This is a genomic window from Acidiphilium sp. PA (assembly GCF_026191915.1).
GTDB lineage: Bacteria > Pseudomonadota > Alphaproteobacteria > Acetobacterales > Acetobacteraceae > Acidiphilium.
The window spans coordinates 37,957-61,542 of record NZ_JAIMBY010000009.1 but is presented as its reverse complement, the minus strand read 5'-3'; the positions used below and the strand labels follow the sequence as shown (position 1 = coordinate 61,542).

At 65.3% G+C, this 23,586-nt stretch carries 20 protein-coding genes and 1 tRNA gene; 8 read left to right on the top strand and 13 right to left on the bottom strand.

Going from position 1 to position 23,586, the window contains the following annotated elements; genetic code table 11:
• Positions 1 to 19: 19 nt before the first annotated feature.
• Complete coding sequence (locus AruPA_RS12170) at positions 20 to 922, top strand: hypothetical protein (RefSeq protein WP_265636978.1); 903 nt, start codon at positions 20 to 22, stop codon at positions 920 to 922.
• 143 nt (positions 923 to 1,065) lie between these two features.
• On the opposite strand, the gene AruPA_RS12165 is transcribed toward AruPA_RS12170, so the two are convergent.
• The 3 genes from AruPA_RS12165 to AruPA_RS12155 all read right to left on the bottom strand — a co-directional run bounded on the left by AruPA_RS12165 (position 1,066) and on the right by AruPA_RS12155 (position 4,549).
• The gene (locus AruPA_RS12165; protein WP_265636977.1) at positions 1,066 to 2,055 is read right to left on the bottom strand and encodes an MDR family oxidoreductase; all 990 of its coding nucleotides are present in this window, start codon (positions 2,053 to 2,055) and stop codon (positions 1,066 to 1,068) included.
• Positions 2,056 to 2,116: 61 nt separating this feature from the next.
• Positions 2,117 to 3,406 (bottom strand): adenylosuccinate synthase, encoded by a 1,290-nt coding sequence (locus AruPA_RS12160; protein ID WP_265636976.1) that lies wholly within the window; start codon positions 3,404 to 3,406, stop codon positions 2,117 to 2,119.
• 3 nt (positions 3,407 to 3,409) lie between these two features.
• A complete protein-coding gene (locus tag AruPA_RS12155; RefSeq protein ID WP_265636975.1) occupies positions 3,410 to 4,549 on the bottom strand; it encodes an ATP phosphoribosyltransferase regulatory subunit in 1,140 nt (379 codons plus the stop codon).
• Between the two features lie 370 nt (positions 4,550 to 4,919).
• Between AruPA_RS12155 and AruPA_RS12150 the strand changes: the two genes are divergently transcribed.
• From AruPA_RS12150 to hydA, 3 genes are all read left to right on the top strand, one after another.
• Positions 4,920 to 6,383, top strand: a complete 1,464-nt coding sequence (locus AruPA_RS12150) for an MBOAT family protein (protein ID WP_265636974.1) — start codon at positions 4,920 to 4,922, stop codon at positions 6,381 to 6,383.
• Positions 6,383 to 7,399 carry a hypothetical protein gene (locus AruPA_RS12145; protein ID WP_265636973.1) on the top strand — a complete coding sequence of 339 codons (1,017 nt, stop codon included), beginning with the start codon at positions 6,383 to 6,385 and terminating at the stop codon, positions 7,397 to 7,399. The genes AruPA_RS12150 and AruPA_RS12145 overlap by 1 nt, the downstream gene beginning before the upstream one ends.
• Before the next feature lie 84 nt (positions 7,400 to 7,483).
• The gene (gene hydA, locus AruPA_RS12140; protein ID WP_265636972.1) at positions 7,484 to 8,920 is read left to right on the top strand and encodes a dihydropyrimidinase; all 1,437 of its coding nucleotides are present in this window, start codon (positions 7,484 to 7,486) and stop codon (positions 8,918 to 8,920) included.
• Between the two features lie 109 nt (positions 8,921 to 9,029).
• On the opposite strand, the gene AruPA_RS12135 is transcribed toward hydA, so the two are convergent.
• The 7 genes from AruPA_RS12135 to AruPA_RS12105 form a co-directional block, all read right to left on the bottom strand.
• Positions 9,030 to 11,111, bottom strand: coding sequence for an AsmA family protein (locus tag AruPA_RS12135; protein WP_265636971.1), 2,082 nt, complete (start codon positions 11,109 to 11,111; stop codon positions 9,030 to 9,032).
• A gap of 117 nt (positions 11,112 to 11,228) precedes the next feature.
• Positions 11,229 to 11,663 carry an RbsD/FucU family protein gene (locus tag AruPA_RS12130; RefSeq protein WP_265636970.1) on the bottom strand — a complete coding sequence of 145 codons (435 nt, stop codon included), beginning with the start codon at positions 11,661 to 11,663 and terminating at the stop codon, positions 11,229 to 11,231.
• Positions 11,664 to 11,673: 10 nt separating this feature from the next.
• Positions 11,674 to 12,570 carry a ribokinase gene (locus AruPA_RS12125; protein ID WP_265636969.1) on the bottom strand — a complete coding sequence of 299 codons (897 nt, stop codon included), beginning with the start codon at positions 12,568 to 12,570 and terminating at the stop codon, positions 11,674 to 11,676.
• The gene (locus AruPA_RS12120; protein ID WP_265636968.1) at positions 12,567 to 13,541 is read right to left on the bottom strand and encodes a LacI family DNA-binding transcriptional regulator; all 975 of its coding nucleotides are present in this window, start codon (positions 13,539 to 13,541) and stop codon (positions 12,567 to 12,569) included. The genes AruPA_RS12125 and AruPA_RS12120 overlap by 4 nt, the downstream gene beginning before the upstream one ends.
• Positions 13,542 to 13,548: 7 nt before the next feature.
• A complete protein-coding gene (locus tag AruPA_RS12115) occupies positions 13,549 to 14,289 on the bottom strand; it encodes an ATP-binding cassette domain-containing protein (RefSeq protein ID WP_265636967.1) in 741 nt (246 codons plus the stop codon).
• On the bottom strand, positions 14,289 to 15,236 hold the full coding sequence (locus tag AruPA_RS12110; RefSeq protein ID WP_265636966.1) for an ABC transporter permease: 948 nt from the start codon (positions 15,234 to 15,236) through the stop codon (positions 14,289 to 14,291). Before AruPA_RS12110 ends, AruPA_RS12115 begins: the two co-directional genes overlap by 1 nt.
• Before the next feature lie 271 nt (positions 15,237 to 15,507).
• The gene (locus tag AruPA_RS12105) at positions 15,508 to 16,536 is read right to left on the bottom strand and encodes a substrate-binding domain-containing protein (RefSeq protein WP_265636965.1); all 1,029 of its coding nucleotides are present in this window, start codon (positions 16,534 to 16,536) and stop codon (positions 15,508 to 15,510) included.
• Between the two features lie 196 nt (positions 16,537 to 16,732).
• On the opposite strand from AruPA_RS12105, the gene AruPA_RS12100 reads away from it, so the two are divergent.
• Entirely contained in the window at positions 16,733 to 18,373 is a 1,641-nt protein-coding gene (locus AruPA_RS12100; RefSeq protein ID WP_265636963.1) for an AMP-binding protein, read from the top strand.
• A gap of 12 nt (positions 18,374 to 18,385) precedes the next feature.
• Here the strand turns inward: AruPA_RS12100 and AruPA_RS12095 are convergent, their stop codons facing one another.
• Positions 18,386 to 19,348 carry a 2-dehydropantoate 2-reductase gene (locus AruPA_RS12095; protein ID WP_265636961.1) on the bottom strand — a complete coding sequence of 321 codons (963 nt, stop codon included), beginning with the start codon at positions 19,346 to 19,348 and terminating at the stop codon, positions 18,386 to 18,388.
• Positions 19,345 to 20,862, bottom strand: a complete 1,518-nt coding sequence (locus AruPA_RS12090; protein WP_265636960.1) for an acyl--CoA ligase — start codon at positions 20,860 to 20,862, stop codon at positions 19,345 to 19,347. Before AruPA_RS12090 ends, AruPA_RS12095 begins: the two co-directional genes overlap by 4 nt.
• A 401-nt stretch (positions 20,863 to 21,263) precedes the next feature.
• Between AruPA_RS12090 and AruPA_RS12085 the strand changes: the two genes are divergently transcribed.
• Complete coding sequence (locus tag AruPA_RS12085; protein WP_265636959.1) at positions 21,264 to 21,716, top strand: hypothetical protein; 453 nt, start codon at positions 21,264 to 21,266, stop codon at positions 21,714 to 21,716.
• Between the two features lie 25 nt (positions 21,717 to 21,741).
• Here AruPA_RS12085 and AruPA_RS12080 read toward each other — a convergent pair.
• A tRNA-Ile gene (locus AruPA_RS12080) sits at positions 21,742 to 21,818 on the bottom strand.
• Positions 21,819 to 21,924: 106 nt separating this feature from the next.
• On the opposite strand from AruPA_RS12080, the gene ppa reads away from it, so the two are divergent.
• Both ppa and AruPA_RS12070 read left to right on the top strand, forming a co-directional pair.
• Positions 21,925 to 22,449 (top strand): inorganic diphosphatase, encoded by a 525-nt coding sequence (ppa, locus tag AruPA_RS12075; protein WP_265636958.1) that lies wholly within the window; start codon positions 21,925 to 21,927, stop codon positions 22,447 to 22,449.
• Between the two features lie 256 nt (positions 22,450 to 22,705).
• The gene (locus AruPA_RS12070) at positions 22,706 to 23,572 is read left to right on the top strand and encodes a formate/nitrite transporter family protein (protein WP_265636957.1); all 867 of its coding nucleotides are present in this window, start codon (positions 22,706 to 22,708) and stop codon (positions 23,570 to 23,572) included.
• The last annotated feature ends 14 nt before the right edge of the window (positions 23,573 to 23,586 follow it).

Sequence of the window (23,586 nt, the reverse complement as noted above, 5' to 3'; positions counted from 1 at the left end):
TGGCTGCGAAGGGGTGACGATGCGCTGGTATTTTGCACTCGATGAAGCTGGAGCGCGGGGTGAGGCGGGGGTGTTGGCGCAGCTGGCGGTGATGTCGTCGCGGTTGTGTCCCGGGTTGGAGCCGCGGCTGCTTTATTATGGGGCGCGATGCGACTGCACGCGATGGATGGAAGAGCGGGGGGTGAGGGTGATCGATGCGGTGCCGCCGTGCGGTGAGGCGATGGCGGCGGCGACGGCGCGGGGGAGTTTTCGGGCGCATTCGGCGGGGCATTGGTTGCGCCTGGCGATTCCCGTGGTCGATCGGGATGCTGCGTTTGCGCTGTATACGGATTGTGATGTGGTGTTTCTGCGGCCGATCGATTTCGGTGCGATCCGGCCGCGCGTGTTCGCGGCGGCGCCGGAGTTTGCGCCGGATGCGTGGAATTATTTCAATGCGGGCGTGATGGTGATGAACCTGCCGGCCATGCGGGCGGCCCAGGCGGGGTTCGAGGCGGTGATCAACGCCAGGCTGGATGGGGATGGCGGGGCGCAGTTCGATGATCAGGTTGCGCTGAACGAGGCGTTTCGCGGGTATTGGGATCGGCTGGACCCGGGGCTGAACGCCAAACCGTACTGGCCGTATGATCCGCATGCCGGGATTCTGCATTTTCATGGGCCGAAGCTCGGCGGGATCGGCGCGATTGCGGCCGGGCAGTGGGATTGGGATGATCCGGTGGCGCGCGGGATCGGGGCGCTCTGTGCGGCGCATGTGCCGCGCTATGTGGCGTGGCTGGGTGATCTGGCGGAGCGGTTTCAGGTAATCGACATGGCTTGGGCGGTGCGGTTGCATCAGCTGGCCGGGCAGTTGGCGGCGTATGGGCGGCTGCAGGACGGGGCGGGGCACGACGTGTCGCTGATGGGTTTCCGGATGTTCGAAAACTGACATGCTGCATTGCACAAATTTAAGTTTTCAGGCGCGAAGGACTGCGCTATATCGATTAACAGCAACGGCGCTCTGTCGCCGTCTGCTTTCTTGGACGTTTCCTCCCTAAACTTGGCGGCACGAAAGTGCCGCTTTTTTTTTGCCTATAGGGCGACCACGATGCGGCCGCGGACCTGGCCGGTGGTGATGGCCTCGGCCGCGGCGGGGATGCCCGCGAGGCCGATGGTGGTGGTGATGGCCCCGAGCGTCGCGAGGTCGAGCTCGGTGGCCAGGCGGGCCCAGGCGGTTTCGCGTCTGGCGCGCGGCGCCATCACGGAATCGATACCGGTGAGGGTGATGCCGCGCAGAATGAAGGGCAGGACGGTGGTCGGCAGGTCGCTGCCCTGAGCGAGGCCGCAGGCGGCGACGATGCCGTTGTAGCGTGTCTGGGCCAAGGCGTTGGCGAGGGTGTGGCTGCCGACCGAGTCGATCACGCCGGCCCAGCGTTCCTTGGCGAAGGGTTTGCCGGGAGCGGCGAGGGTTGCGGCATCGATGATGTCGGCCGCGCCGAGGTTTTGCAGGTAGGCGGCCTCGGATTGGGCGCGCCGTGAGGAGGCGATGACGCGGAAGCCCGCGCGGGCGAGCAATGCCACCGCGATCGAGCCGACGCCGCCGGCGGCACCGGTCACCAGGACATCGCCGTCTGCCGGGGTGAGGCCGCCGGTCTGCAGTGCCATGACGCTCAGCATGGCGGTGTAGCCGGCGGTGCCGATCGCCATGGTTTGCGCGGCGGAGAGGCCGGCAGGGCGGTGGATCAGCCAGTCGCCGTTGACGCGGGCGCGGGCGGCGAAACCGCCGTGGTGGGTTTCACCGACGCCGAAGCCGTTCAGCAGGACGGTATCACCCGTGGCGAAGCGCGGGTGGCTGGACTGGGTGACGGTGCCGGCGAAATCGATGCCGGGGATGAGCGGAAAGCGCCGGGCGATCGGGGCGCGGCCGGTGACGGCGAGGCCGTCCTTGTAGTTGACGGTGGAGTGGCTGATGGCGACCGTGACGTCGCCGTCCATCAGCTCGGCTTCGGTGATGGTGGCGGGTTCGCAGATCTGGCCTGTTTCGGTCTTGCGGATGACGAGGGCTTCGAATGCGGTGGACATGGGCGTCTCCGGGATGGGCGGAAAGCTTGGCTTTCGCGGTGAAAAACGCGGCGCGGTCCGCCTAGTCGGCGAACGGGTCCTGCATCAGGATGGTATCGTCGCGCTCCGGGCTGGTCGAGAGCAGGGTGACCGGGCATTCGACCAGTTCCTCGATGCGGCGGACGTATTTGATCGCCTGGGCGGGGAGTTCGGCGTAGGAGCGGGCGCCGCGGGTCGAGCCGGGCCAGCCTTCGATGGTCTCGAAGATGGGCTCGGCCTTGGCCTGAGCGGCGGCGCCGGGGGGTAGATGTTTGAATTCGACCCCGTCGATCCGGTAGCCGACACCGATTTGCAGGGTTTGCATGCCATCGAGCACGTCGAGCTTGGTCAAAGCGAGGCCGGTGATGCCGCCGACTTTCACGGCCTGGCGGACCAGGGCGGCATCGAACCAGCCGCAGCGGCGCGGGCGGCCGGTGACGGTGCCGAATTCATGGCCCCGCTCGCCGAGTTGGCGGCCGGTTTCGTCGAACAACTCGGTCGGGAACGGGCCGGAGCCGACGCGGGTGCAATAGGCCTTGGCGATGCCAAGAACGCGGCCGATCGCATCCGGGCCGATGCCGGACCCGGCGGCGGCCTGGCCGGCGACGGTGTTGGACGAGGTGACGAACGGGTAGGTGCCGTGATCGACATCGAGCATGACGGCCTGGGCACCTTCGAACAGAATGCGCGCGCCGGATTTGCGGGCGGCGGCGAGACGCTCCCACACCGGTTCGGCGAAGGGCAGGATCTGCGGCGCGAGGGCGAGCAGCTGGTCGCGCAGGGCGGCTTTTTCGAACGTGGGGGCGCCGAGACCGGCGAGCAGCGTGTTGTGGTGGAGCAACAACTCGTCGAGCCGCCAATCGAGCGTTTCCGGCTCCGCGAGGTCGCAGACGCGGATGGCGCGGCGGGCGACTTTATCCTCGTACGCGGGGCCGATGCCGCGGCCGGTGGTGCCGATCTTGCGGTCGCCGCGGGCGGTTTCGCGCGCGGCATCGATCGCGGCGTGGACCGGCAGGATGAGGGGGGCGTTGTCGGCGATGCGGAGGGTTTCGGGCGAGATTGTCAGGCCCTGATCGCGCATGCGGGTGATTTCGGCCAGCAAGGCGACCGGGTCGATCACCACGCCGTTGCCGATGATGCCGAGCTTGCCGCGTACCAGGCCCGATGGCAGCAGCGAGAGCTTGTAGGTCTGGTTGCCGACCACCAGCGTATGACCCGCATTGTGGCCGCCCTGGAAGCGGACGACGATGTCGGCACGGGAGGCGAGCCAGTCAACCACCTTGCCCTTGCCCTCGTCGCCCCATTGCGCGCCGATGATGGTGACGTTTGCCATGGATCAGGTTCCTTGAAGAGCGACGGCGCGGTCATCGCGCCAGACATGGGTGCAGAGCAGGCGCTTGGCCTCGGCGATGTCGTCCGCTGCCGGCAGCAGGCCGGCGATGGTGGCGAACTGCTGCTCACGGCACGCCTGCGCCACCGCAGGCGAGGTGCCGGCCGGCAAGAACAGGCGCGGCCGCGCGGCGGGGCGCGGGGCGACTTTCAGGATCGTGTCCGGATACAAGGTGATGCCGGTCGCGGATTCGCCGTTGTCGCACAGATACCGCCCGCCACGGCCAAGCTCGGCCTGGCGGCCGGGGGCGAAAATGGTGACCGCGACGCCGGTATGATAGCGATAGCCGCGGAACTCGACGGGATCGATCGTCAGACGCAAAGCCGGCGCACGATGGCGGATGGCGGCGATGGTTGCAGCCAGCCGATCGGCCAGGCCACGCACCGCATGCGGCAAGGCGATTGCGGCGAGGGCCGCCATGCCCGGCTCGGCGGGGCCGGCGGCTTCGAGCAAGGCGCGCAAGGTGGGGGCGAGCGCGCCGCCCAGGGCCGCGATGGCCGCGGTATCCTTGCGATCGAGGGCGCGGACCAAAGCGGGCTGGACCGAAGTGTCGCCCAGCAGCGCCGGAATCAGCGGCGGCATTGTGAGATCGATGCTGATGCTCGCCACACCCGCCGCTTCCAACGCCGCTGCAGCGGCAATGATGATCTCGGCATCCGCCTCCGGCAGGTCGGGGCCGATCAACTCGATGCCCGCCTGCGCCACCTGACGCTCAGGGGCCAGTTGCGAACCCCGCACCAGCAAGCACTGCCCGGCATAGGCCAGACGCAGCGGGCGCGGCGCCGCCGCCAGCCTGGTCGTGGCAATCCGGGCGATCTGCGGCGTGGTGTCCGCGCGCAAACCCATCATGCGCTGGGACTCAGGGTCCATGAAACGGAACGTCTGCTCCGCCACCGCCGCACCCGAGCCGGCAAACAAGGTCGATTCGAACTCAACCAACGGCGGCTTGACGCGCTGATAGCCGTGCGCGCCAAAACACGCCGTCAACGTCTCGGTCAGACGCGCCTCAGCCTCGGCATCCGGCGGTAATAAATCAGTGAACCCCACAGGTAATAACGCTGGATGAGGCGGTAAATCGTCAGTCATGGCAACGGTCCCAAGTGCAGCGAGCCTATAGCACCGGTTTCCCGCATTGTACCAACCGGCCGGGCGGGTGCTGGAGGGAAGGAAGGCGGGGGCTCTGCCCCCTGGACCCCCGTTAAAGGCGGAGCCTTTAAAATCCATTCGTTTTAGGCAAGGGGAGGGTGCTGCCTCGGTGGTTCCGTCGATCTGGCCCGTGTCGCCCTCCCCTTGCCTAAAACTAGCGGGTTCTAAGGGCTAAGCCCTTAGTGGGGGTCGAGGGGGCAAAGCCCCCCGCCTTCTTTCTCTCCCCAGCACCAACCTGCCGGGCGGTAAAATGCTGGAAATGGGTGATGGGTTGTGACATGGTGACCTGCAACCTTGGCGAGTGTTTTCGGTGTTATTCAACTCATCGGTGTTTGTGGTTGGGTTTTTGCCGTTGTTTCTGGCGGGTTTTGTGGTGGCGGGTTGGTGCTGGGGCGGGCGGGCTGCTTTGGTGGTTTTGCTGGCGGCCAGTCTGGTGTTTTACGGCTGGTGGCGGCCGGTATTTGTGCCTTTGTTGGTGGGGTCGATCATTGGGAATTATGGGCTGGTGCGGGTGATGCGCCGGTCGCGCGGGCGGTGGCGGTTTCGATGGCTGGTCGGGGGGCTGGTTGCGGATCTGGGGTTGCTGGCGTGGTTCAAATACGCGGGGTTGCTGGCGGCGACCGGGGCGGGGTGGCTTGGGGTGCGGGCGCCTGATCTGGGCATTGTGTTGCCGTTGGGGATCAGTTTTTTCACGTTTCAGCAGGTGATGTATCTGGTGGATTCGTACCGCGACGAGACGATGGTGTGCGGGTTTCTGGACTATGCGTGTTTCGTCGGATTTTTCGCGCATTTGCTGGCGGGGCCGATCGTGCGGCCACGGGAGATTGTGCCGCAGTTTGCAGCGCTGACCGGGCGGGTGCGGCGGGATGATCTGGTGGCGGGGCTCGAGGTGTTTTTGCTGGGGCTGGCGAAGAAGCTGGTGCTGGCGGACAGTCTGGCGCGGTTTGCCGATCCGGGGTTTCGGGCGGCGGGGGCGGGGCATTCGCTGTCGCTGGTTGAGGCGTGGGTGGCGCTGCTGGCGTATGGGGCGCAGATCTACTTCGATTTTTCCGGTTATTCGGACATGGCGATCGGGCTGGCGCGGATGGTGGGGGTGCGGTTTCCGCTGAACTTCCGCTCGCCGTATCAGGCGCGCGACATTGCCGATTTCTGGCGGCGCTGGAACATGACGCTATCGGGGTTCCTGCGGGATTATTTGTATATCCCGTTGGGCGGCAACCGGCATGGCGCGGTGCGGCGCAATGTGAATTTGATGATCACGATGCTGCTGGGCGGTTTATGGCATGGTGCGGCGTGGCGGTTCATGGCGTGGGGCGGGCTGCATGGGCTTTATTTGATCGTGCATCAGCAATGGCGGCGGACGGGTTGGCGCCTGCATGCGGGTGTGGCGCAGGCGGTGACCGTGCTGGCGGTGTTGATTGCCTGGGTGCCGTTTCGGGCGGATAATCTGCGGGCCTGCTGGATCATGCTGCGCGGGTTGTGTGGGGCCGCGGGCGTTTTGCTGCCGGCGATGATCGTCAGGGCGTTGCCGATCTTGCGGCATGTGGTGACGGCTGTGCCGGTGCTGCCGTATCTGGGGGCGGCGCGGACGATGAGTGTGGTGCAGGCCGCGGCACTGCTGGCGTTGACCTGGGGGATTATTCTGCTCGCGCCGGATATTCATACGCTGCGCGAGCGGGGACGGAACGCGGCGCTGGTCGCGGGGTTCGCGTTTTCGGTGCAGGCGCTGTTTTTCGCGCCGTTTGCACGCCCCTTCATTTATTTTCAGTTCTGATGCGCCGGTTGGTGGTTTGCGCCCTGGCCTCGATCGCGCTGTATCTGGCGGCGTTCGGGCTCGTGTTGCATCGGCCGCTGTCGGTCGGGATGTTGCGGCATGAAATGGCGGCGAAGCTGGCGCGGGGCGCGGCGCTGGCATCGCCGAAGCTGGTGATATTGGCGGGGTCGAACGCGCCGTATTCGCATTCGTGCCGGGTGATCGGGGCGATGCTGGGGATGAATTGCGAGAACGGCGGCGTCGCGGTCGGGATCGGGCTCGATGATCTGTTCACGCAGTGGGCGGCGCTGCTGCATGCGGGCGATGTCGTGTATCTGCCGCTGGAGTTGCAGCAATATGATGTGACGCCGGCGCAGAATCGCATGAGCATCGATGGCGCGTGGCTGTTTCACGATGATCGGGCGTTGCTGTGGCGGCTTGGCGCGGGGCGGTTCGTGGCCGGCGCGTTCGGCAGCACCATGCCGGATGGGCTGGAGGCGCTGGTGGAAATGGCGGCGCATGCAGCGGGCATGGGGCATCCGCGCGCATTGCTCGCCGCGCAGTTCGATGCGGAAGGTGACCGGGTGGGCACCACGCTTGCGACGGCTGATCCGGCGTTTCTGGCGCTGCTGCATCGGGTGGACCCGCGGGCGCGGTCCATCAGGCAGGGCTATGGCACCGCGATCATCGCGCGCTTCGTGCGTGCCGAGGTGGCGCGCGGCGTGATCGTGATCGGCGGGTTGCCGACCGATTTCGACACGGTGGCGCTGCCGGATGCGACGATCGCCGCGGTCCGCGCCGTGTTCGTGAGGCATGGCGGGCGTTTTCTGGAATTGCCTGATCGTAGCCGGTATCCGCGCGCGGATTTTTACGACAGCGAGGATCATCTGGCGCAGCCTTGCCAGTATCTGCACTCGATTGCCGTGGCGCGCGGGTTGGCGCCGCTGCTGCACCGGACGGTCGTGGCGCCTTCGGCGGCGGTGCGGCATCGCGCGGGGCGCTGTCCTTCGGCAATGGGGGTGATGGCGGCGCGGTGAGGGTGGCGCGTGCCTTCGCGCGACGGATTGGAACCGGCCTGCGTTCTGCGCCATAATTCGAGGCGGCAACGCAGGACGGGGGTCATGTACGACACGGTCATCAAGGGCGGCACGGTGGTGACGGCGGCGGAGCAGTTTGCTGCCGATGTCGGGATCATCGGGGAGACGATCGCGGCGGTCGGGCAGGATCTGCGCGGGGGGCGGGTGATCGATGCCACCGGGTTGCTGGTGCTGCCGGGCGGGGTGGATACCCATTGCCATATCGAACAATTACGTGCGGACGGCACGACGGATGAGGAGCGTTTCATTACCGCCAGCGCCTCGGCCTTTGCCGGGGGGACGACCACGGCGATCACGTTTTCCACCCAGTTCAAGGGGCGTGCGATCGGGCCGAGCCTTGCTGAATATCAGGCACGGGCGGCGCGCGGCATGATCGATTACGGGTTTCACCAGATCATCACCGATCCGACCGATGCGGTGATCCACGAGGAGATTCCGGCCCTGATCGCGGCGGGTATTCGCAGCCTCAAGGTGTTTTTGACCTACGACCCGCTCCATGTCGACGATCGCGGGTTTCTGCGCATTCTCGCTGCCGCACGCCGGCATGGCGCGCTGGTGACGGTGCATTGCGAGAATTACGACGCGATCGGCTGGATGACCGAGGCCCTGCTCGCCGCCGGGCTGACGGCGCCGAAATATCACGCCTGGTCGCGACCCGTGGCGGTGGAGCGGGAAGCGACCATGCGCGCGATCGCGCTGGCCGAACTGGTCGATCAGCCGATTCAGATTTTCCATGTCTCGTGCAGTGAAGTCGCCGAGGAAATCGCCCGGGCGCAGGCGCGCGGCCTGAAGGTTTGGGCGGAAACCTGCCCGCAATATCTGACGCTCACCGCCGCCGATATGGACCGGCCGGGTTTTGAAGGGGCGAAATTCATGTGCAGCCCGCCGCCGCGCGACGCCAATGCCGCCGCCGGGCTTTGGGCGCAGATCCGGCGCGGGACCATTGATGTGATTTCCTCCGATCACAGCGGCTATTGCTTCGACGGCACCGCCGGGAAGCGCAGCGCAGGCGCCGACGCACCGTTCCGCGATATTCCGAACGGGGTGCCAGGCCTTGGCGCGCGCATGATGCTGCTGTTCAGCGAAGGTGTCGCCACCGGGCGGATCAGCGCCAGCGACTTCGTGCGTCTGACTGCCTTCAACCCCGCGCGCCTGTTCGGGCTGACGCGAAAGGGCAGGATCAGCCCGGGTGCCGATGCCGATATCGTGCTGTGGGATGCGACAGCGCGGATCACCTTGACCAATGCGATCATGCAGCACGCGATCGATTACACACCCTACGAAGGGAAGATCATCACCGGAACGCCCATCACCACCCTGCGGCGTGGGATCATCGTGATGCATAACAATACCATAACCGCCGAACCCGGCAGCGGCCGCTTCATCCCCCGCGCTGCCTACGAATTCATCAAACCCACCGGCCACCTGGCCAATGATTTCAATCCCTCGGCCTATGCTTGAGGTGGGGGATTTGGGTGGGAGGAAGGCAAGGGGCTCTGCCCTCTGATCTTGCTTTTCTCCACCCGCGTCCTCCAGCGCACACATAGACCGAGGGGTTGGTGTTGTGCGGTCAGGGGTGGTGGGTTTTGGTGAGTTCCTGGCGGTTGAGTTGGGATGTGGTGGGGTTGGGGCGAGTTTGGGGTGGGGTGGGGTGGCTGGGTTTGCCGGGCTGGTTGGTGCGGACCTGGGCTTCGGCGGAGGAGACCAGGGCTTCGCAGACGTGGGGGTCTTTGGTGCCGAACTGGATGGTGGGGATGAGTGCGAGCGGGGCGGCGACGATGCCGAGGGCGACGGCGGCGCCGCCGCGGAGGGCGATGGGGCCCTTGGCGGGGCCGATGCTGGGTTTTTTCATGGTGCCGGTGATGTTGATCGGCGAAGGGAGTGAGCCGATGCTGAAGTGTTTGGGTTTGGACTGGATGTGATAGTCGAGCGTTTCGGTTTTGAGGTTGACGCTACCGCCGCCGCGCACGATCGCGGTGCCGGTATCGAGCAGCATGGTGCGGGTGCTGAGCAGGCCGTGGGTCAGGGCGAAGTCGCCGACGAAGCAGCGCACATCGGTTTGGTGGGGCAGGCCGAGGGCGGCGATCAGGGCGTTGCCGAATTCAAGGCCGGAGAGTGAGACGAGCAGGGCGCTGAGGTTGCCGCCGGTCATGTAGAGGGCGAGGCCACCGTTGCCGTTACCGGCCCAGCTTGCGATGGAATTGCCGGTTGCATCGAGCCTGGCTTTGCCTTGCAGCAGGCCGCCGCCTTTGAAGACGTGGGTAGCGGCCATCAGGGTGGCGATGTTGACGTTGTCGAAATCGACATTGGCGACCGCATGAATTTGTTTGCCGGACTGTGGCGTGAGGCGAATGTTGCCCGCAATCTGGCCGGTGCCGACGCCGAAGCTTACCGGGTGGAGGGAAATGGCGCCGTTGACGATGCTGAGATTGACCGCGAGACGGTCGAGCGGCATCGATCTGCCGACGATGCTGGCTGCTTTATAGGTCAGATAGATATTGGCGGCTTTGAGTTTAGGCAGGTTGAAGGGTTTGTCGGGCAGCAGGTTGCTGTGCTCGGCCTGGGATTTGGCGATGGCGGCGCGTTGTGCGGGGCTGATGCCGGCTTCGTGGACACCGCCGGGTTTGGTGCCGATGAAGCCGCCGAGGTCGTTGAGATCAACACGTTTGGAGGTCAGATTCATGCGCACGACGGGTTTGGCTGTGCCGTGGTCGACTACGGCGCCGGGGTTTTCGTGGATGCTGCCCTCGAGGTCGCTGTCGCCGACGATGCCGTGGAAATCGGTGAAGTCGATGTCGCCGGGGTGATAGGCGAGGTTGCCGGTGATGCGATATTGCGGCGTGGCGGGGATGGGGATGCCGGTGAGGGCGTAGAGATCCGCCATGTTGGTGCCGGCGAGGGTGAGGTGGAGGTTGGCGCCGGCGAAGTGCAGCGGGTTCGCGACGGTGCCGATCAGCGCAACGTGGGTGGCGCCGTTGGCAAGTGTGAGGTCGATCGGGAAGGGTTGGGTGGTGCTGCGTAGGGTCAGGAGCGTGCCGGCGGTGAGGGTGCCGGTGATCGGTTGCTGGTTGTAGGTACCATGGGCCGTGGCGGCGAGTTGCTGGGTCTGGCCTGATCGGGCGACGACGCCGGTGGCGGGCTCGGTTTTCACGGCGAGGTGGACATCGGCTTTCAGGGCGGGATCGACGAAGTGGACTTTGCCGGCTTCGATCGAGAGTGTGCCGATTTCGGGCGAGGGGCTGGGTTTGGCGGCCGGTTTGGTCGCGGGCATGCTGTAGTTGGTGGATTTTTGCGGCGTCGCGACGGCATCGATCACCGGGTGGTCGAGGTTGATCGCCGGGATAACCGTGCGGCCGTGGAAGATGTAGTCGATGATATTGATGCTGACGGTGAGGCGTCTGATGGCGGCGAGCGGCGCGTGGGCGGGGAAGCCCTGGGGATTGGCGACGACGACCTGGTCAGCTTGTATGGTGGTGACGCGGCCGAGCGCAACGTGCAGATGTTTGATGGTGACTTTGTGGCCAAGGCTGGTCGAGGCCTGGGAGTCGACGATCGGGATGAACCAGTCCCAGTTCCAGAAAATGGCGAGCAGGACGATTGCCGCGACCGGAATTGCGGTGGCGACGAGAGCGGTTCTGCCGCGTCGGGTCATGATTTCGGCGCCCGTGTCATCAAGAATTCCCCTTGAGCCGGCTCGGCCCTGACGGGTTGATGTGGCGTCAGGGCATCATGACTGCAATGAATGTTGATTTTTGCTCATGTGTTTTGCTCAGGCGAGCCGGATGACGCCTTTGGTAACGGCGATGTTGGCGTAAAGGCGGCGGTCGCCAGTGGCGACGATGGCGAAGCTTTCGCGGGCGATGCGGTAGAAATCGTGCCGGTCCGTGGTGGCCATTTGGGCGTGTGCGGCGCCGGCTTCGGTTGCGATGGCGCGGAGTTCGGCGACGGCGGGGGGGATGGTTGCGGGCTCGCCGACGACCTGCATGGTGAGCAGCGGGTGGGGGATGAAATCATCGATCGGCAGCACGCTGAGGACTGCGCGGAGCATGGCGCTGGCATCGCTGCCCTGGGCGGTGATCAGGCGTTTGGCGCAGGCGGCGGCGGGAAAATTGGCATCGACGATCGTGATGGTGTCGCCGTGACCCATGGCGCGCAGGGCATGGAGCAGATCGGCGGTGAGCAGGGGATCGAGGCCGCGGAGCATGGTGATGTCCTTAGGTGCTGAGCAATGCGTTGATTTCGGCGTGAGTGGGCATGGCCGGTTGCGCGCCCGGTTTGGTGGCGGCAAGGGCGCCGGCGGCGTTGCCGAAGGCGACGGCATCGGCGAGGGTGGCGCCGCGTTCGAGCGCACCGGCGAAGCCGCCGGCGAAGGCATCGCCGCAGCCGGTGGTGTCCACTACGGGAACGTCGTGGCGTTTCAGGGCGAAGGTGCCTTGTTCGCTGGCCCAGGCGACGCCATCGGCGCCGAGGGTGATGACGGCGGCGCGGCGGCCGGTGGCGAGGCGGGCGGCGGCACCGGCGGTGTCATTCAGACGTGGCAGGCCGAGCAGGGCGGCGGCTTCGGTTTCGTTGACGAGCAGGATGTCGGCGGCGGCACACAGGCGGGTGGATGTGGCGGCGTCGATCCCGGCGATCGGGGAGGCGTTGAGGATGGTGGTGCCGCCGGTGGCGCGGACGCGGGCAGCGGCGGCGAGGACGGTGGGGATGGGGATTTCCAGCTGGGTCAGCAGAATGGTGGCGGGCGGCATGGTCGGCGGCAGGCGGTCGGCTGTGAGGTCGTGGTTGGCGCCGGGGATGACAATGATGCGATTTTCGCCGCCGGCTTCGACGGTGATGATGGCGATGCCGGTGGGAGTGGCGGTTCGGATGGTGGCGCCACAGTCGATCGCTTCCGCGGTGAGGGCGTGTAGCAGGGCTTCGCCGTAGGCATCCTGGCCGAGGCTGCCGATGAAGGTGATCGCGGCACCGGCGCGGCGGGCGGCGACGGCCTGGTTGGCCCCTTTCCCGCCCGGGTAGAGCGCGTAGTCGCGGCCGAGCACGGTTTCGCCGGCGGCAGGAGCATGCTCGGCGCGGGCCACGATATCCATGTTCGCGCTGCCGAGGACGATCATGGCGTGGATTGGCGTTCGATCAGGGAGACCGGCAGGCGGTGCTGGGTCGCGGCGCGGTCGGGGTGGGCGATGCGGTCGAACAGGGTGGCGACGGCTTGTGCGCCGAGGGCGGTGACGGGTTGGCGAATGGTGGTGAGCGGGGGTTCGGTGAGCGCGGCCCAAGGAATATCGTCGAAACCGATCACCGCGACATCATGCGGCACGATGCGGCCGAGGCTGCGCAGAATGCGCAGGGCGCCGATCGCCACGACATCGCTGGCAGCGAACACGCCATCAAGCCGCGGGTCGGCAAGCCAGGCGGTGGCGGCTTCTGGCAAGGCGAAGGTGAAGGGCAGTTCGTGGTGCCAGATGAGGGAGAGACCGGCGGCGTTGGCAAGGAAGCCTTCGATACGCGAGGCTGCGCTCGGCGAGGCGGCGGGTCCGGCGAGCAGGCCGATGCGGTGCCGGCCCTGGGCGCGAAACGCGGCGGCGACCAAAGCGCCGCCGGCACGGTGGTCGGCGCTGATACTGTCGAACGCGGCGAGGGCCGGGCTGGGACGATCGAGAATCACGGTGGGGCCGGTGGGCAGGGGATGCGGGGCATCGGTGTTGGGAATCCAGATGATGCCGTCGGCGCGTTCGGCCAGGGCGGCCAGGGCTTCGGCCTCGGTTGCCGGATCCCTGCCGCTGCTGGCCAGGATGAGGGCGTGATTGCGCGCCCATGCGGCATCGGTGACGGCTTGGGCGAGGGCGGGGAAGAACGGGTTCGCGAGGTCGGGCAGGAGCAGCCCGATTGCATGGTGCCGGCCGGTGCGCAGGGCGCGCGCGGACGGGCTGATCCGGTAGTCGAGCGCGGCCAGCGCGACCTCGACCCGGGCGCGGGTTTCCGGGGCGACCGGTTTGGTGTTGTTCAGGACGAACGACACCGTGGCGGTAGAGACGCCGGCACTGTTTGCGACATCGCGCAGGGTTGGACCGCGGGCGCGCTTCACCGGCCGATCAGACCTGGCCGCCGGCGATGGCGGCGACGATGCGGGTGCGGTCGACCTCCTGCGTGCGCCAATGCGCGATGGTGCGGCCGGCGCGCATGACCCAGACACTGTCGGAGATGCGCATGACCTGCTCGAGATCGTGACTGATGACCAGTTGCGCGATGCCCTCGCCGCGCAGATTGCCGATCAGGGTTTCGACCGCGCCGCGCTCGCGCAGGCCGAGTGCAGCGGTGGGCTCATCCATGATGACCAGAGCCGAGCCCCAGCTTGCCGCGCGGCCGATGGAGATGGATTGACGCTGACCGCCCGACAGGCGACGCACCTTGGCGCGCACCGGCGGCATGTTGACCAGGAGGCGGCTGAGCTTGGCATGGGTTTCAGCGATCATGCGGCGCCGGTCGAGCCAGCGGAACGGGCCGATGCCGCGCTTGAGCTCGCGGTTGAGATACATGTTCTGCCACACTGTGAGATCTTCGACCAAAGCGAGATCCTGATACACCGTTTCGATTCCGACCGCACGGGCCTCGGTCGGGGAGGTGAAATGGGTCGGCGCGCCCTTGAAGGCGATCGTGCCGGCATCGGGCGGGTGCACGCCGGTGATGCAGCGGATCAGTGTGGATTTGCCGGCGCCGTTGTCACCCACCAGGGCGGTGACCTCGCCGGCCGGGCAGATCAGTTCGGCGCCGCGCAATGCTTCGACCGCGCCGAAGGATTTTTTCAGATCGTGGATTTCGAGAATGGGGGTCATTATTTCTGCAACCGGCTCAGAACCGCGGCGGCGATGACGACGATGCCGACCGCCATCGGCTGATAATATTCCGACACCTGCAGCAGCGTGAACCCGTTCAACAGCGTGGTCAGCACCAGCGCGCCGGCCACCGTGCCGAGCACCGCCGCCCTGCCGCCGAACAGCGAACTGCCGCCGAGCACGACCGAGGCGATCGAGGTCAGCAATTGCGAGGTCTGCAAGGACGGGTCGGACCCACCGGTGCGCGCAACCAGCAAAATGGCCGCCAAGCCGACCAGCGCACCATCGATCACATAGACCGCGATTTTCATCCGGTCGGTCGGAATGCCCATGTTGCGGGCGGCATCACGGTTGCCGCCGGTCGCCAGCACATGCGTGCCGAACGCGGTGTGGGTGAACAACAGATGCGCGCCCACCGCGATCAAAATCGCAATCAGGTAGAAATACCGGATCGGGCCGATCGAACCCAGAGCGAGACTCTGCAGGAAATGACTGTTCACCGCAAAGGACTGCCCGCCACTGACGATCAGCGCGACACCGTTCATCACGCCCAGCATGCCCAGCGTTGCGATGAAATCGTTCACCTTCAGCTTCGCGATCACCAGACCGTTCACCACACCGACCAGCGTACCCGCCAGGATCGCCGCGATGATCGAAACCGGCATGCCCACCCCGCCATTGTAGGCCAGCCCGAATACCACCGCCGCCCAAGGCAGGTTAGCCGCAATCGACAGATCGATGCCGCCTGTGACAATCGAAAACTGCTGCGCCGTGGCCAACACCAGCAAAATTGACGCCGATACCAGCAAGTCACTGATGTTCGCCCAGGTCAGGAAAAATGGCGTCAATACCGAAAACACGGCACCAATCACCACCAACCCGATCAACGCCGCATTGTCCCCCCAAAACCCCGGGTCCCGCAGCATCACCCCCACCCGGTTGGTCATACGCTTAGACCTATGGTTGTGGGGGTTGGCTTGTGGGACGAAGAAGGCGAGGGGCTCTGCCCCTCGACCCCGCTAAGGGCGGAGCCCTTAGAACCCGTTAGTTTTAGGCAAGGGGGCGGCTGTCCAGGCCAGATCGACGGAGCTACCGAGGTAGCGCCCTCCCCTTGCCTAAAACTAGTGGATTTTAAAGGCTCCGCCTTTAACGGGGGTCCAGGGGGCAGAGCCCCCTGGCCTTGCTCAGCCGACACGCCAATCCCCATGAGCATCGGTCTCAGGGTGTGCCGAACGGGTCGGTGAAGGTGAAGAAGGGGCGGGGGAAGGATTTCAGGGCTTTCGCGGCGTTTTCGGGGGTGATCAGTTTGATGGGTGCGGTGACGTGGGCGGGGATGGATTTGCCCATGGCGAGTTGGTGGCAGGCCTGCACGGCCATTTCGCCTTCGGCGTAGGGGTATTGCGAGACGGTGCCGGACAGTTTGCCGGATTTGACCGATTCGAGGGCTTCTTTGACGCCATCGATGCTGACGACTTTGATGGTGGCGGATTTGCCGGCGTTGGCGATGGCTTGCGCGGCGCCGAGGCCCATTTCGTCGTTGGCGGCGAAGATGCCGTTGAGGTTCGGGTGGACGCGCAGCATGGCTTCGGCTTCGGTCAGGGCACGGCTACGTTCGTAGTCGGCGGCTTCGGCCTGAACGACAGTGAGTTTGCCGGCGATTGTGCTGCGGAAGGCATTATCGCGGTTGATGCCGTTTTCTTCGCCGGGGATGCCTTGCAGGATGGCGACATTGCCTTTGTCATGCAGCATTTTCAACATGTAGGCGCCCGCGATCTGGCCGGCGTTGGTGTTGTCGGAGCCGATGAAGCTGGTGATGGTGAGGCCGGCGGCTTTGACGGCGGCGGGGTCGAGGCCGCTGTCGAGGTTAATGATCGGGATGTGTTTGTTCGACACCGGGATCAGTGGTGTGATGATGTTGGTGGCATTCACCGGAACGACCCCGAAGCAGGTGAAGTTTTCGTTCGCCATGGTCGAGATTTTGGCGTTTTCGCCGATCGAGTCGGTTTCGGTGGCGCCGGCCTGCACGCTGACGGGGATATGGAGTTTTTTGCCTTCGGCGACGGCGCCGTCGCGCAATGCGCGCCAGTACGGGTTGCCGAAGTCACGGACGATGATGGCGACGCGGGTCTTGGGCGCTGCGGCGTGGGCCGGGACACCGGCGGACAGAGCGATGGTGCTGGCCGTGGCGGCGGCGAGCAGGCATTTCAGCGCGCGGGCAGGGGATGGCCGATTGTGGCGACGATTCATTGGTTCCTCCGCATGACATTGTTTGTCGGATTGATTGAATTGGACGTGTTTACCGTGCAACCCGGTCGGGTTAATCGATTTATAAGTTCGTTTGGCTCGGTTGTAAATGGCGAATCGTGATGCTGAGCTGTCTCGCCGTCGGCATTCCCACGCGGTGATCCGTGGTCTAGGCTCCAGCAAAAATCGGAGTGACGTCATGACACCCAGCTATGTCCAGGGATTGAGCACAACGCCGCGGCTTGGCGTGACGATTGGGGCGGCGCTGGAGGCGGCGGCGCGGGCGCATCCGGCACGGGAGGCGTTGGTTGCTTGTTCCGAGGGCGTGCGACTGGATTATGCGGCGTTCAATGCGCAGGTTGATGCGTGCGCGGCCGGGTTGATTGCATTGGGGCTTGAGCGGGGCGACCGGATCGGGATTTTTTCGCCGAACAATGTCGCCTGGGCGGTATTGCAGTTCGCTTCGGCCAAGGCGGGGTTGATCCTGGTCACGGTCAATCCGGCGTATCGGGTTTCCGAGCTGGAATTCGCCTTGAATGCCGTGCAGTGCAAGGCGCTGGTGCTGGCGCGGCAGTTCAAGAGCAGCGATTACGTTGCGATGCTGGAGAGTATTCCGCCGGCACGGCTTGCGCATCTGCGCTTGCGGATCGTGATCGGCGATGGGCCGGCGCCGGCGGGGATGATGCGGTTCGACGATGTGGCCGCCGCGGCGACCGAGGCAGCGCGCGCAGTGCTTGCGCGGTTGCGACTGGATTTGCAGTTTGATGATGCGATCAACATCCAGTTCACCTCGGGGACGACCGGCGCGCCGAAGGGAGCGACCTTGTCGCACAATAATGTATTGAACAACGGATTTTTCGTGGGCGAGGGGATCGGGCTGCGGGCGGGGGACCGGATCTGCATCCCGGTGCCGCTGTATCATTGTTTCGGCATGGTGATGGGTAATCTGGCGGCGGTGACGCATGGGGCGGCGATGATCTATCCCGGTGAGGGGTTCGATCCGCGTGCGACGCTGGCGGCGGTGAGCGCGGAGCGGTGTACGCATCTGTATGGTGTGCCGACCATGTTCATTGCGGAGTTGGAGCATCCTGCGTTTGGCGAATTCGACCTGTCATCGCTGCGGGGTGGCATTATGGCCGGGACGTCCTGCCCGATCGAGGTGATGCGGCGGGTGATGGAGCGGATGCATATGCCCGAGATTACCATTTGCTATGGCATGACCGAGACATCGCCGGTGAGTTTTCAGTCGGCGGTGGATGATACGGCAGAGCGGCGGGTGGCGACGGTGGGGCGGATTCATCCGCATCTGGAGGTCAAGATTATCGATCCAGAGGGGCGGATCGTGCCGGTGGGTGAGCGGGGCGAGATTTGCACGCGCGGGTATTCGGTAATGCTCGGGTACTGGGATCAGGCGGAGAAGACGCGCGAGGTGATTGATCCGGCAGGGTGGATGCATACCGGCGATCTCGGCGTGATCGATGCCGAGGGGTATTGCACCATCGTGGGGCGCAGCAAGGATATCGTGATCCGGGGTGGGGAGAATATTTATCCGCGCGAGGTCGAGGAGTTTTTGTTCCGTCATCCGAAAGTGGCCGGGGCCTCGGTGTTCGCGGTGCCGGATGCGCGGTTCGGCGAGGTGCCGTGCGCGTGGATTCAGCCGGCGGCGGGCGAGAGCGTGACGGCTGAGGAGATCGCGGCGTTCTGCGAGGGGCAGATCGCGCATTACAAGATCCCGCGCCATATCCGCATCGTCGAGGGGTTTCCGATGACGGTGACCGGCAAGATCCAGAAATTCATCATGCGGGATATCATGGTGGCGGAACTGGGGATCGCGGGCTGAGCGAGGTCCTAGCTAGCGCTGCGCGCGTTGGCGGGTGAGGGCGAGGATGGTTGTGCTGATCGGGACCGGGATTCCGACCCAGCCGGCGATTTCGACCACGGCACCGAGCAGGGCTTCGATTTCGATCGGGCGGCCGCGTTCGAGGTCTTGCAGCATCGAGGTTTTATGGGCGCCGACTTCGGCGGCGCCAGCGATTCGCTTGTTAAGATCGATGCTGAAGCGGGCACCCAGCGCTTCGGCGATGGCCTGGCCTTCGGCCATCATGGCGCGGGCGACGGCGCTGGTGCCGGGGTCGGCGGTGATGCGGTCGAGCGTGGCACCGGTGAGGGCGCTGATCGGGTTGAAGGCCATGTTGCCCCAGAGCTTGACCCAGATATCGTCGCGGATGCGCGGGCGGAGCGGTGCTTTCAGCCCGGCGGCAATCAGAGTGCGGCTGATGGTCTCGGCGCGGTCGGTGCGCGTGCCGTCGGGTTCGCCGAGCACGAAGCGGTCGCCGTAGGTGTGGTTGATCACGCCGGGTTCGAGGATTTCGGCGGCGGGGTAGACCACGCAGCCGAGCGTCTGGCCGGGCGGCAGCGCCTCGGTGACGGCGCCGGTGGGATCGACCGCGGTGATCCGGCGATTGGTGAAGGGGGCGGGCAGGCCGTGGGTGTACCACCAGGGCATGCCGTTGATGGCGGCGATGATGGTGGTGGCGGGGCCGATCAGGGGGCGGAGTTGCGGCAGGGCGGGTTCGATGCCCTGGGCTTTCAGCGTGATCAGCACGTAATCCTGCGGGCCGAGGTCGGCTGCGTCGGCGACGCGGGGGTGCGTGACGATGCGTTCGCCGCCGGAGAACAGGATCAGGCCGTTCGCCTCGATGGCGGCGCGATGGGGGCCGCGCGCGACGATTGACACATCGGTGCCGGCGGCCTGCAACCTTGCTGCGACCAGGCCGCCGATGGCACCGGCGCCGAAGACGCAGATCCGGCTCATGCGGCGACGAGCCCGAGGCGCTGGGCGAGGCCGATGCGCTGGACCTTGCCGGTGGCGCCTTTGGGGATGGCATCCATGATCAGAATCTGGCGGGGCACTTTGAACGGTGCGAGGCGGGCGGCGGCGAAATCGCGGACGTCCTGCGCGGTGAGGGTGCTGCCAGGGCGCGGTACCACGATGGCGGCGACCTCTTCGCCGAGTTTGGCGTGGGGCACGGCGAAGGTGCAGGCTTCGGCGACGCCCGGATGATCGAGGAGGGCGACGTCGATTTCGAGCGGGCTGATTTTTTCGCCGCCGCGGTTGATCATTTCCTTGAGCCGACCGGTGAGGTGCAGATAGCCATCGGCATCGAGGCGGCCTTCATCGCCGGTGCGGAACCAGCCGTTAGTGAAGGCGCGCGCGGTGGCTTCGGGGTTGCCGGCGTAGCCGAGGGTGACGTTGGGGCCGCGGATGACGACTTCACCGGTGGCGCCGTGCTCGAGCAGGGTGCCGGCGTCGTTCATGATGGCGATTTCGGGGCCGGCGGGCAGGCCGACCGAGCCGGGCTTGCGGGGGCGTGGCGGCAGCGGGTTCGCGGCCATTTGATGAGCGGCCTCGGTCATGCCGTAGGCCTCGATCACCGGGGCGGCAAACACGTCTTCCAGTTCGGCCATGACCTGCGGCGGCAGCGAGGCGGAGGAGGAGCGGATGAAGCGCAGGCGGGCGGCGCGCATAGCCTCGGCCTCGCCGCGCACGCGCATCAGGATGGCCTGATGCATGGTCGGGACGGCGGTGTACCAGCTTGGTTGGACGTCGTGCAGCCAGGTCGCGAAGCGGAAGGCGTTGAAGCCCGGCGTGCAGCAGACGCGCGCGCCGGCGGCGAGAGAGGCGAGCGTTGCGGCGACCAGGCCGTGGATGTGGAACAGCGGCATCACGTTCAGGCAGGTATCATCGGCGCTAAGGGCGAGGCTGGTCGCGATGTGGTGGGCGGATGCGGCGAGGTTGCGGCCGGTAAGCGGCACGATTTTCGGCCGCGCGGTGGTGCCGGAGGTGTGGAGGACCAGGGCCTCGTCGTCCGGTTCGGCGGGGCCGGGACGGGATGTCGGGGTTTGGGGCAGGCTTGTACAATCGAGCGTGAAGGCGCCGGCGGGGGCGGTTTCGGTGAGTTCGATCAATGGGATGGCGAGCCGGGATGCGACGGTGCGGACAGGCGATGCGGCGCCGGCTGCCACGATGACGGCGCGCGGGCGGAGATCGTCCAGGTAGAATTCGAACTCCGCCTCGGTATAGGCCGGGTTGAGCGGGGCGGCGGCCGCCATGGCGGCGATGGCGATGAAGGCGGTGGCGGCTGCCGGGCCGTTGGGCAGCACGATCGCGACGCGGTCGCCCCGGCCGATGCCGTGGGCGTTCAGCGTGGCGCATGTGGCGCGGACCAGCGTGGCGAGGCCGGTGCCGTCGAGCCATGGTTGGCCCGGCGCGCCGATTGCGGCGGGGCCGGTATGGCGTGTTGCGAGATGGTGGATTGTTTCGCTCATGGGCCGTCTCCTCGTTTTCATGTGTCGCGCGGTTCGGTTGGGGCGGCAAGGGCGGGCGACCCTTCTCGTGCTGCTATGTGACGTTGATCACATCCAAGCGGACCGCAATTGCGTAGTCACAGTCGCATAATCCATGTATCGAACCAGATTTTGGACATTTGATGAACCGCAGCGTTGCACCCACCGGAACCATAGCGCCTTCATGCCCGTGGGCAGTACGCGAATCGTGATTTCGTATTTTTGTTCTTCATCTGTTACAAAATTGGCCGTGTTCGACATCCGTCCTGCCGATTTCAACAAAACCGAACAAGGAACCACCCGTGTTTTTGACCTATACTGATACAAATGTCGTCAGATTTCCCCGGGAGTTACGCTGCTTTGATCTTGATGCGTTGATTGCGGTGGAGCCGGACATCATGCAGGCGGATCTGCTATCGGAACGGTATGGGCTCGATATCCTGCCGTTTGACCTGATCGATGTGGCTGAGACCGAGGCGCGGGAGCGGATTGCCGAGTTGAATGCGACAGACCCGGTGGTGTTCCAGGCGACGTTGCGCCGGATGAGTGAGCAGGCGTTTGCCCGGGCGATTGAGCTTTGTCTCCGTGCGCAAAAGGTCGATGCACGTGCCCGGCGCCTGCGGCGGCAGGCCGATGCCGCGAAGCCCGCCGAGGCGGGGTTCCTCAACGTGTGTGCCGAGGATGCCGAGCGTAGTGCCGCGATCGCGACGCTCGCCGCGCTGGCTGCGTCGCATCGCGCCCGGGGCATCGATGCGGCGGTGTCGTTGAAGCTGCAAGGCTGTGATCGGTTCTTTCCGTTCGGGCTGGTGACGCTGCCGGTTGGCAAGCGGGCCTGAGCCGGTTGGCCTTGCGCTAATTGCGTGGTGCGCCGGGCAGGACTTGAACCCGCAACCAAACCGTTATGAGCGGTCCGCTCTAACCAGTTGAGCTACCGGCGCACACCGCGCCTGTATGAGCAAGCCGCTCGGTCTGGGCAAGGGGGGCGATTGGCAATGGCGGGCTGGGCTTGTATGAGGCGCGCGGGATTAGCAGGAGAGTGTTTCCATGGATGTGAGCAAGCTTTCGGCCGGCAAGGCGCCCCCGTCGGATATTCATGTGGTGATCGAGATCCCGCAGGGGTCGGCGGTGAAATATGAGGTCGACAAGGATAGCGGGGCGATCATGGTCGATCGGTTTTTGTTCACGCCGATGGCCTATCCGGCGGCTTATGGGTTCATCCCGGGGACGCTGGCCGATGACGGTGATCCGGCGGATGCACTGGTGTTGACGCCGGCGGCGGTGGTGCCGGGTGCGGTGATCCGGGCGCGGCCGATCGGTGTGCTGCGGATGGAGGATGAGGCGGGGATGGACGAAAAGATCGTCTGCGTGCCGCATGACAAGATCCACCCGCAATGGAGCGATATCAGCGAGGTTTCGCAGTTGCCGACGATTACGCGCGATGCGATCGAGCATTTTTTCACCCACTACAAGGACCTCGAAAAGGGGAAATGGGTGAAGGTGACCGGTTGGGAGGGTCGTGCGGCGGCCGAGGCGGCGATTGCCGGGAGTTTAGCGCGGTATAAGGGTTAGGTTAGGACTTCCTTTTTTTTGTAAAAAAAGAAGCAAAAAACGTTTATTCGTAGGGTCTTGCTGGTGAAACCGCCCACGGCCCAGATTAAAAAAGTTTTTTGCTGCTTTTTTACAAAAAAGCGGTGCTCCTTTTGGCGGCCTAGCCTTAGGAGACTGCGCTAGCAAACCGTTGCTGATATGATCTTGAGTCTGACCAGACCGATCATCATGTGCTTCGCATCCAACGGGGTGAAACGCATGATGATCGGGGTTTGTTGTGGCTGAGGGCTCCAAGGCTGCTGGATCGGACTCGCCGCATCTGGATCAGGGCGAGCAGTCGCAGGCGGCGCAGCATTCCGGATTGCGGCCGCTGGTGATTCACGAAATCATCCGTGAAGAGGGTGAAGACGAGCTTGAGCGATCGAACGGCGCGCTGACCCTTTCGGGGTTTGCGGCCGGCCTGTCGATGGGATTTTCGTTTCTGACCGAGGCGTTGATCCGCGCGGACCTGCCGGCGAGCACGTGGCGGCATCTTATCGCGAGTTTTGGCTATAGCGTCGGGTTTATCATCGCGGTGCTGGGGCGGCAGCAATTGTTCACCGAGAGCACGCTGACTGCGGTGCTGCCGCTGTTGACGCGGCGGGATGGTGCGACGGCGGTGGCGATCGGGCGGTTATGGGCGATCGTGCTGGTGGCGAATCTGGTGGGAACCTGGGTGTTTGCCGCGCTGTTGCTGGTACATGGCGTATTCTCGGGTGCGGTGGTGGACTCGCTGGGGGTGATCGGGCGCGAGGCGGTGCATGCCGCATTCGGTGTGACGTTCGTGAAGGCGATGTTTGCCGGGTGGTTGATCGCGCTGATGGTGTGGATTCTGCCGAGCGCGCGATCGGCGCGGCTGCTGACCGTGCTGCTGATTACCTATGTGGTTGCGATCGCCAAGCTATCCCATGTGGTCGCGGGGTCGGCCGAGGCGGCCTATGCCGTGCTGACCGGTACGGCTTCGCTGGGACAGTATTTTGGAGGGTTTCTGGCGCCGACCTTGCTTGGAAATATTTTGGGCGGCGTGGCACTGGTGGCGCTGTTGAATCATGGGACTGTGGCCGAGGAAATTCATGAGGGCGAGAATAAGGATAAGGGAGGATAGGACTTCTTTTTTGT

Coding starts and splice junctions, on each gene's coding strand:
- AruPA_RS12155 (WP_265636975.1), bottom strand. CDS start 4,549: ATGACTGACGATTTACCGCCTCATCCAGCGTTATTACCTGTGGGGTTC.
- AruPA_RS12170 (WP_265636978.1), top strand. CDS start 20: ATGCGCTGGTATTTTGCACTCGATGAAGCTGGAGCGCGGGGTGAGGCG.
- AruPA_RS12160 (WP_265636976.1), bottom strand. CDS start 3,406: ATGGCAAACGTCACCATCATCGGCGCGCAATGGGGCGACGAGGGCAAG.
- AruPA_RS12145 (WP_265636973.1), top strand. CDS start 6,383: ATGCGCCGGTTGGTGGTTTGCGCCCTGGCCTCGATCGCGCTGTATCTG.
- AruPA_RS12165 (WP_265636977.1), bottom strand. CDS start 2,055: ATGTCCACCGCATTCGAAGCCCTCGTCATCCGCAAGACCGAAACAGGC.
- AruPA_RS12130 (WP_265636970.1), bottom strand. CDS start 11,663: ATGCTCCGCGGCCTCGATCCCCTGCTCACCGCCGATCTGCTCCATGCC.
- AruPA_RS12110 (WP_265636966.1), bottom strand. CDS start 15,236: ATGACCAACCGGGTGGGGGTGATGCTGCGGGACCCGGGGTTTTGGGGG.
- AruPA_RS12100 (WP_265636963.1), top strand. CDS start 16,733: ATGACACCCAGCTATGTCCAGGGATTGAGCACAACGCCGCGGCTTGGC.
- AruPA_RS12135 (WP_265636971.1), bottom strand. CDS start 11,111: ATGACCCGACGCGGCAGAACCGCTCTCGTCGCCACCGCAATTCCGGTC.
- AruPA_RS12090 (WP_265636960.1), bottom strand. CDS start 20,862: ATGAGCGAAACAATCCACCATCTCGCAACACGCCATACCGGCCCCGCC.
- ppa (WP_265636958.1), top strand. CDS start 21,925: ATGGATGTGAGCAAGCTTTCGGCCGGCAAGGCGCCCCCGTCGGATATT.
- AruPA_RS12105 (WP_265636965.1), bottom strand. CDS start 16,536: ATGAATCGTCGCCACAATCGGCCATCCCCTGCCCGCGCGCTGAAATGC.
- hydA (WP_265636972.1), top strand. CDS start 7,484: ATGTACGACACGGTCATCAAGGGCGGCACGGTGGTGACGGCGGCGGAG.
- AruPA_RS12095 (WP_265636961.1), bottom strand. CDS start 19,348: ATGAGCCGGATCTGCGTCTTCGGCGCCGGTGCCATCGGCGGCCTGGTC.
- AruPA_RS12115 (WP_265636967.1), bottom strand. CDS start 14,289: ATGACCCCCATTCTCGAAATCCACGATCTGAAAAAATCCTTCGGCGCG.
- AruPA_RS12125 (WP_265636969.1), bottom strand. CDS start 12,570: ATGATCGTCCTCGGCAGCGCGAACATGGATATCGTGGCCCGCGCCGAG.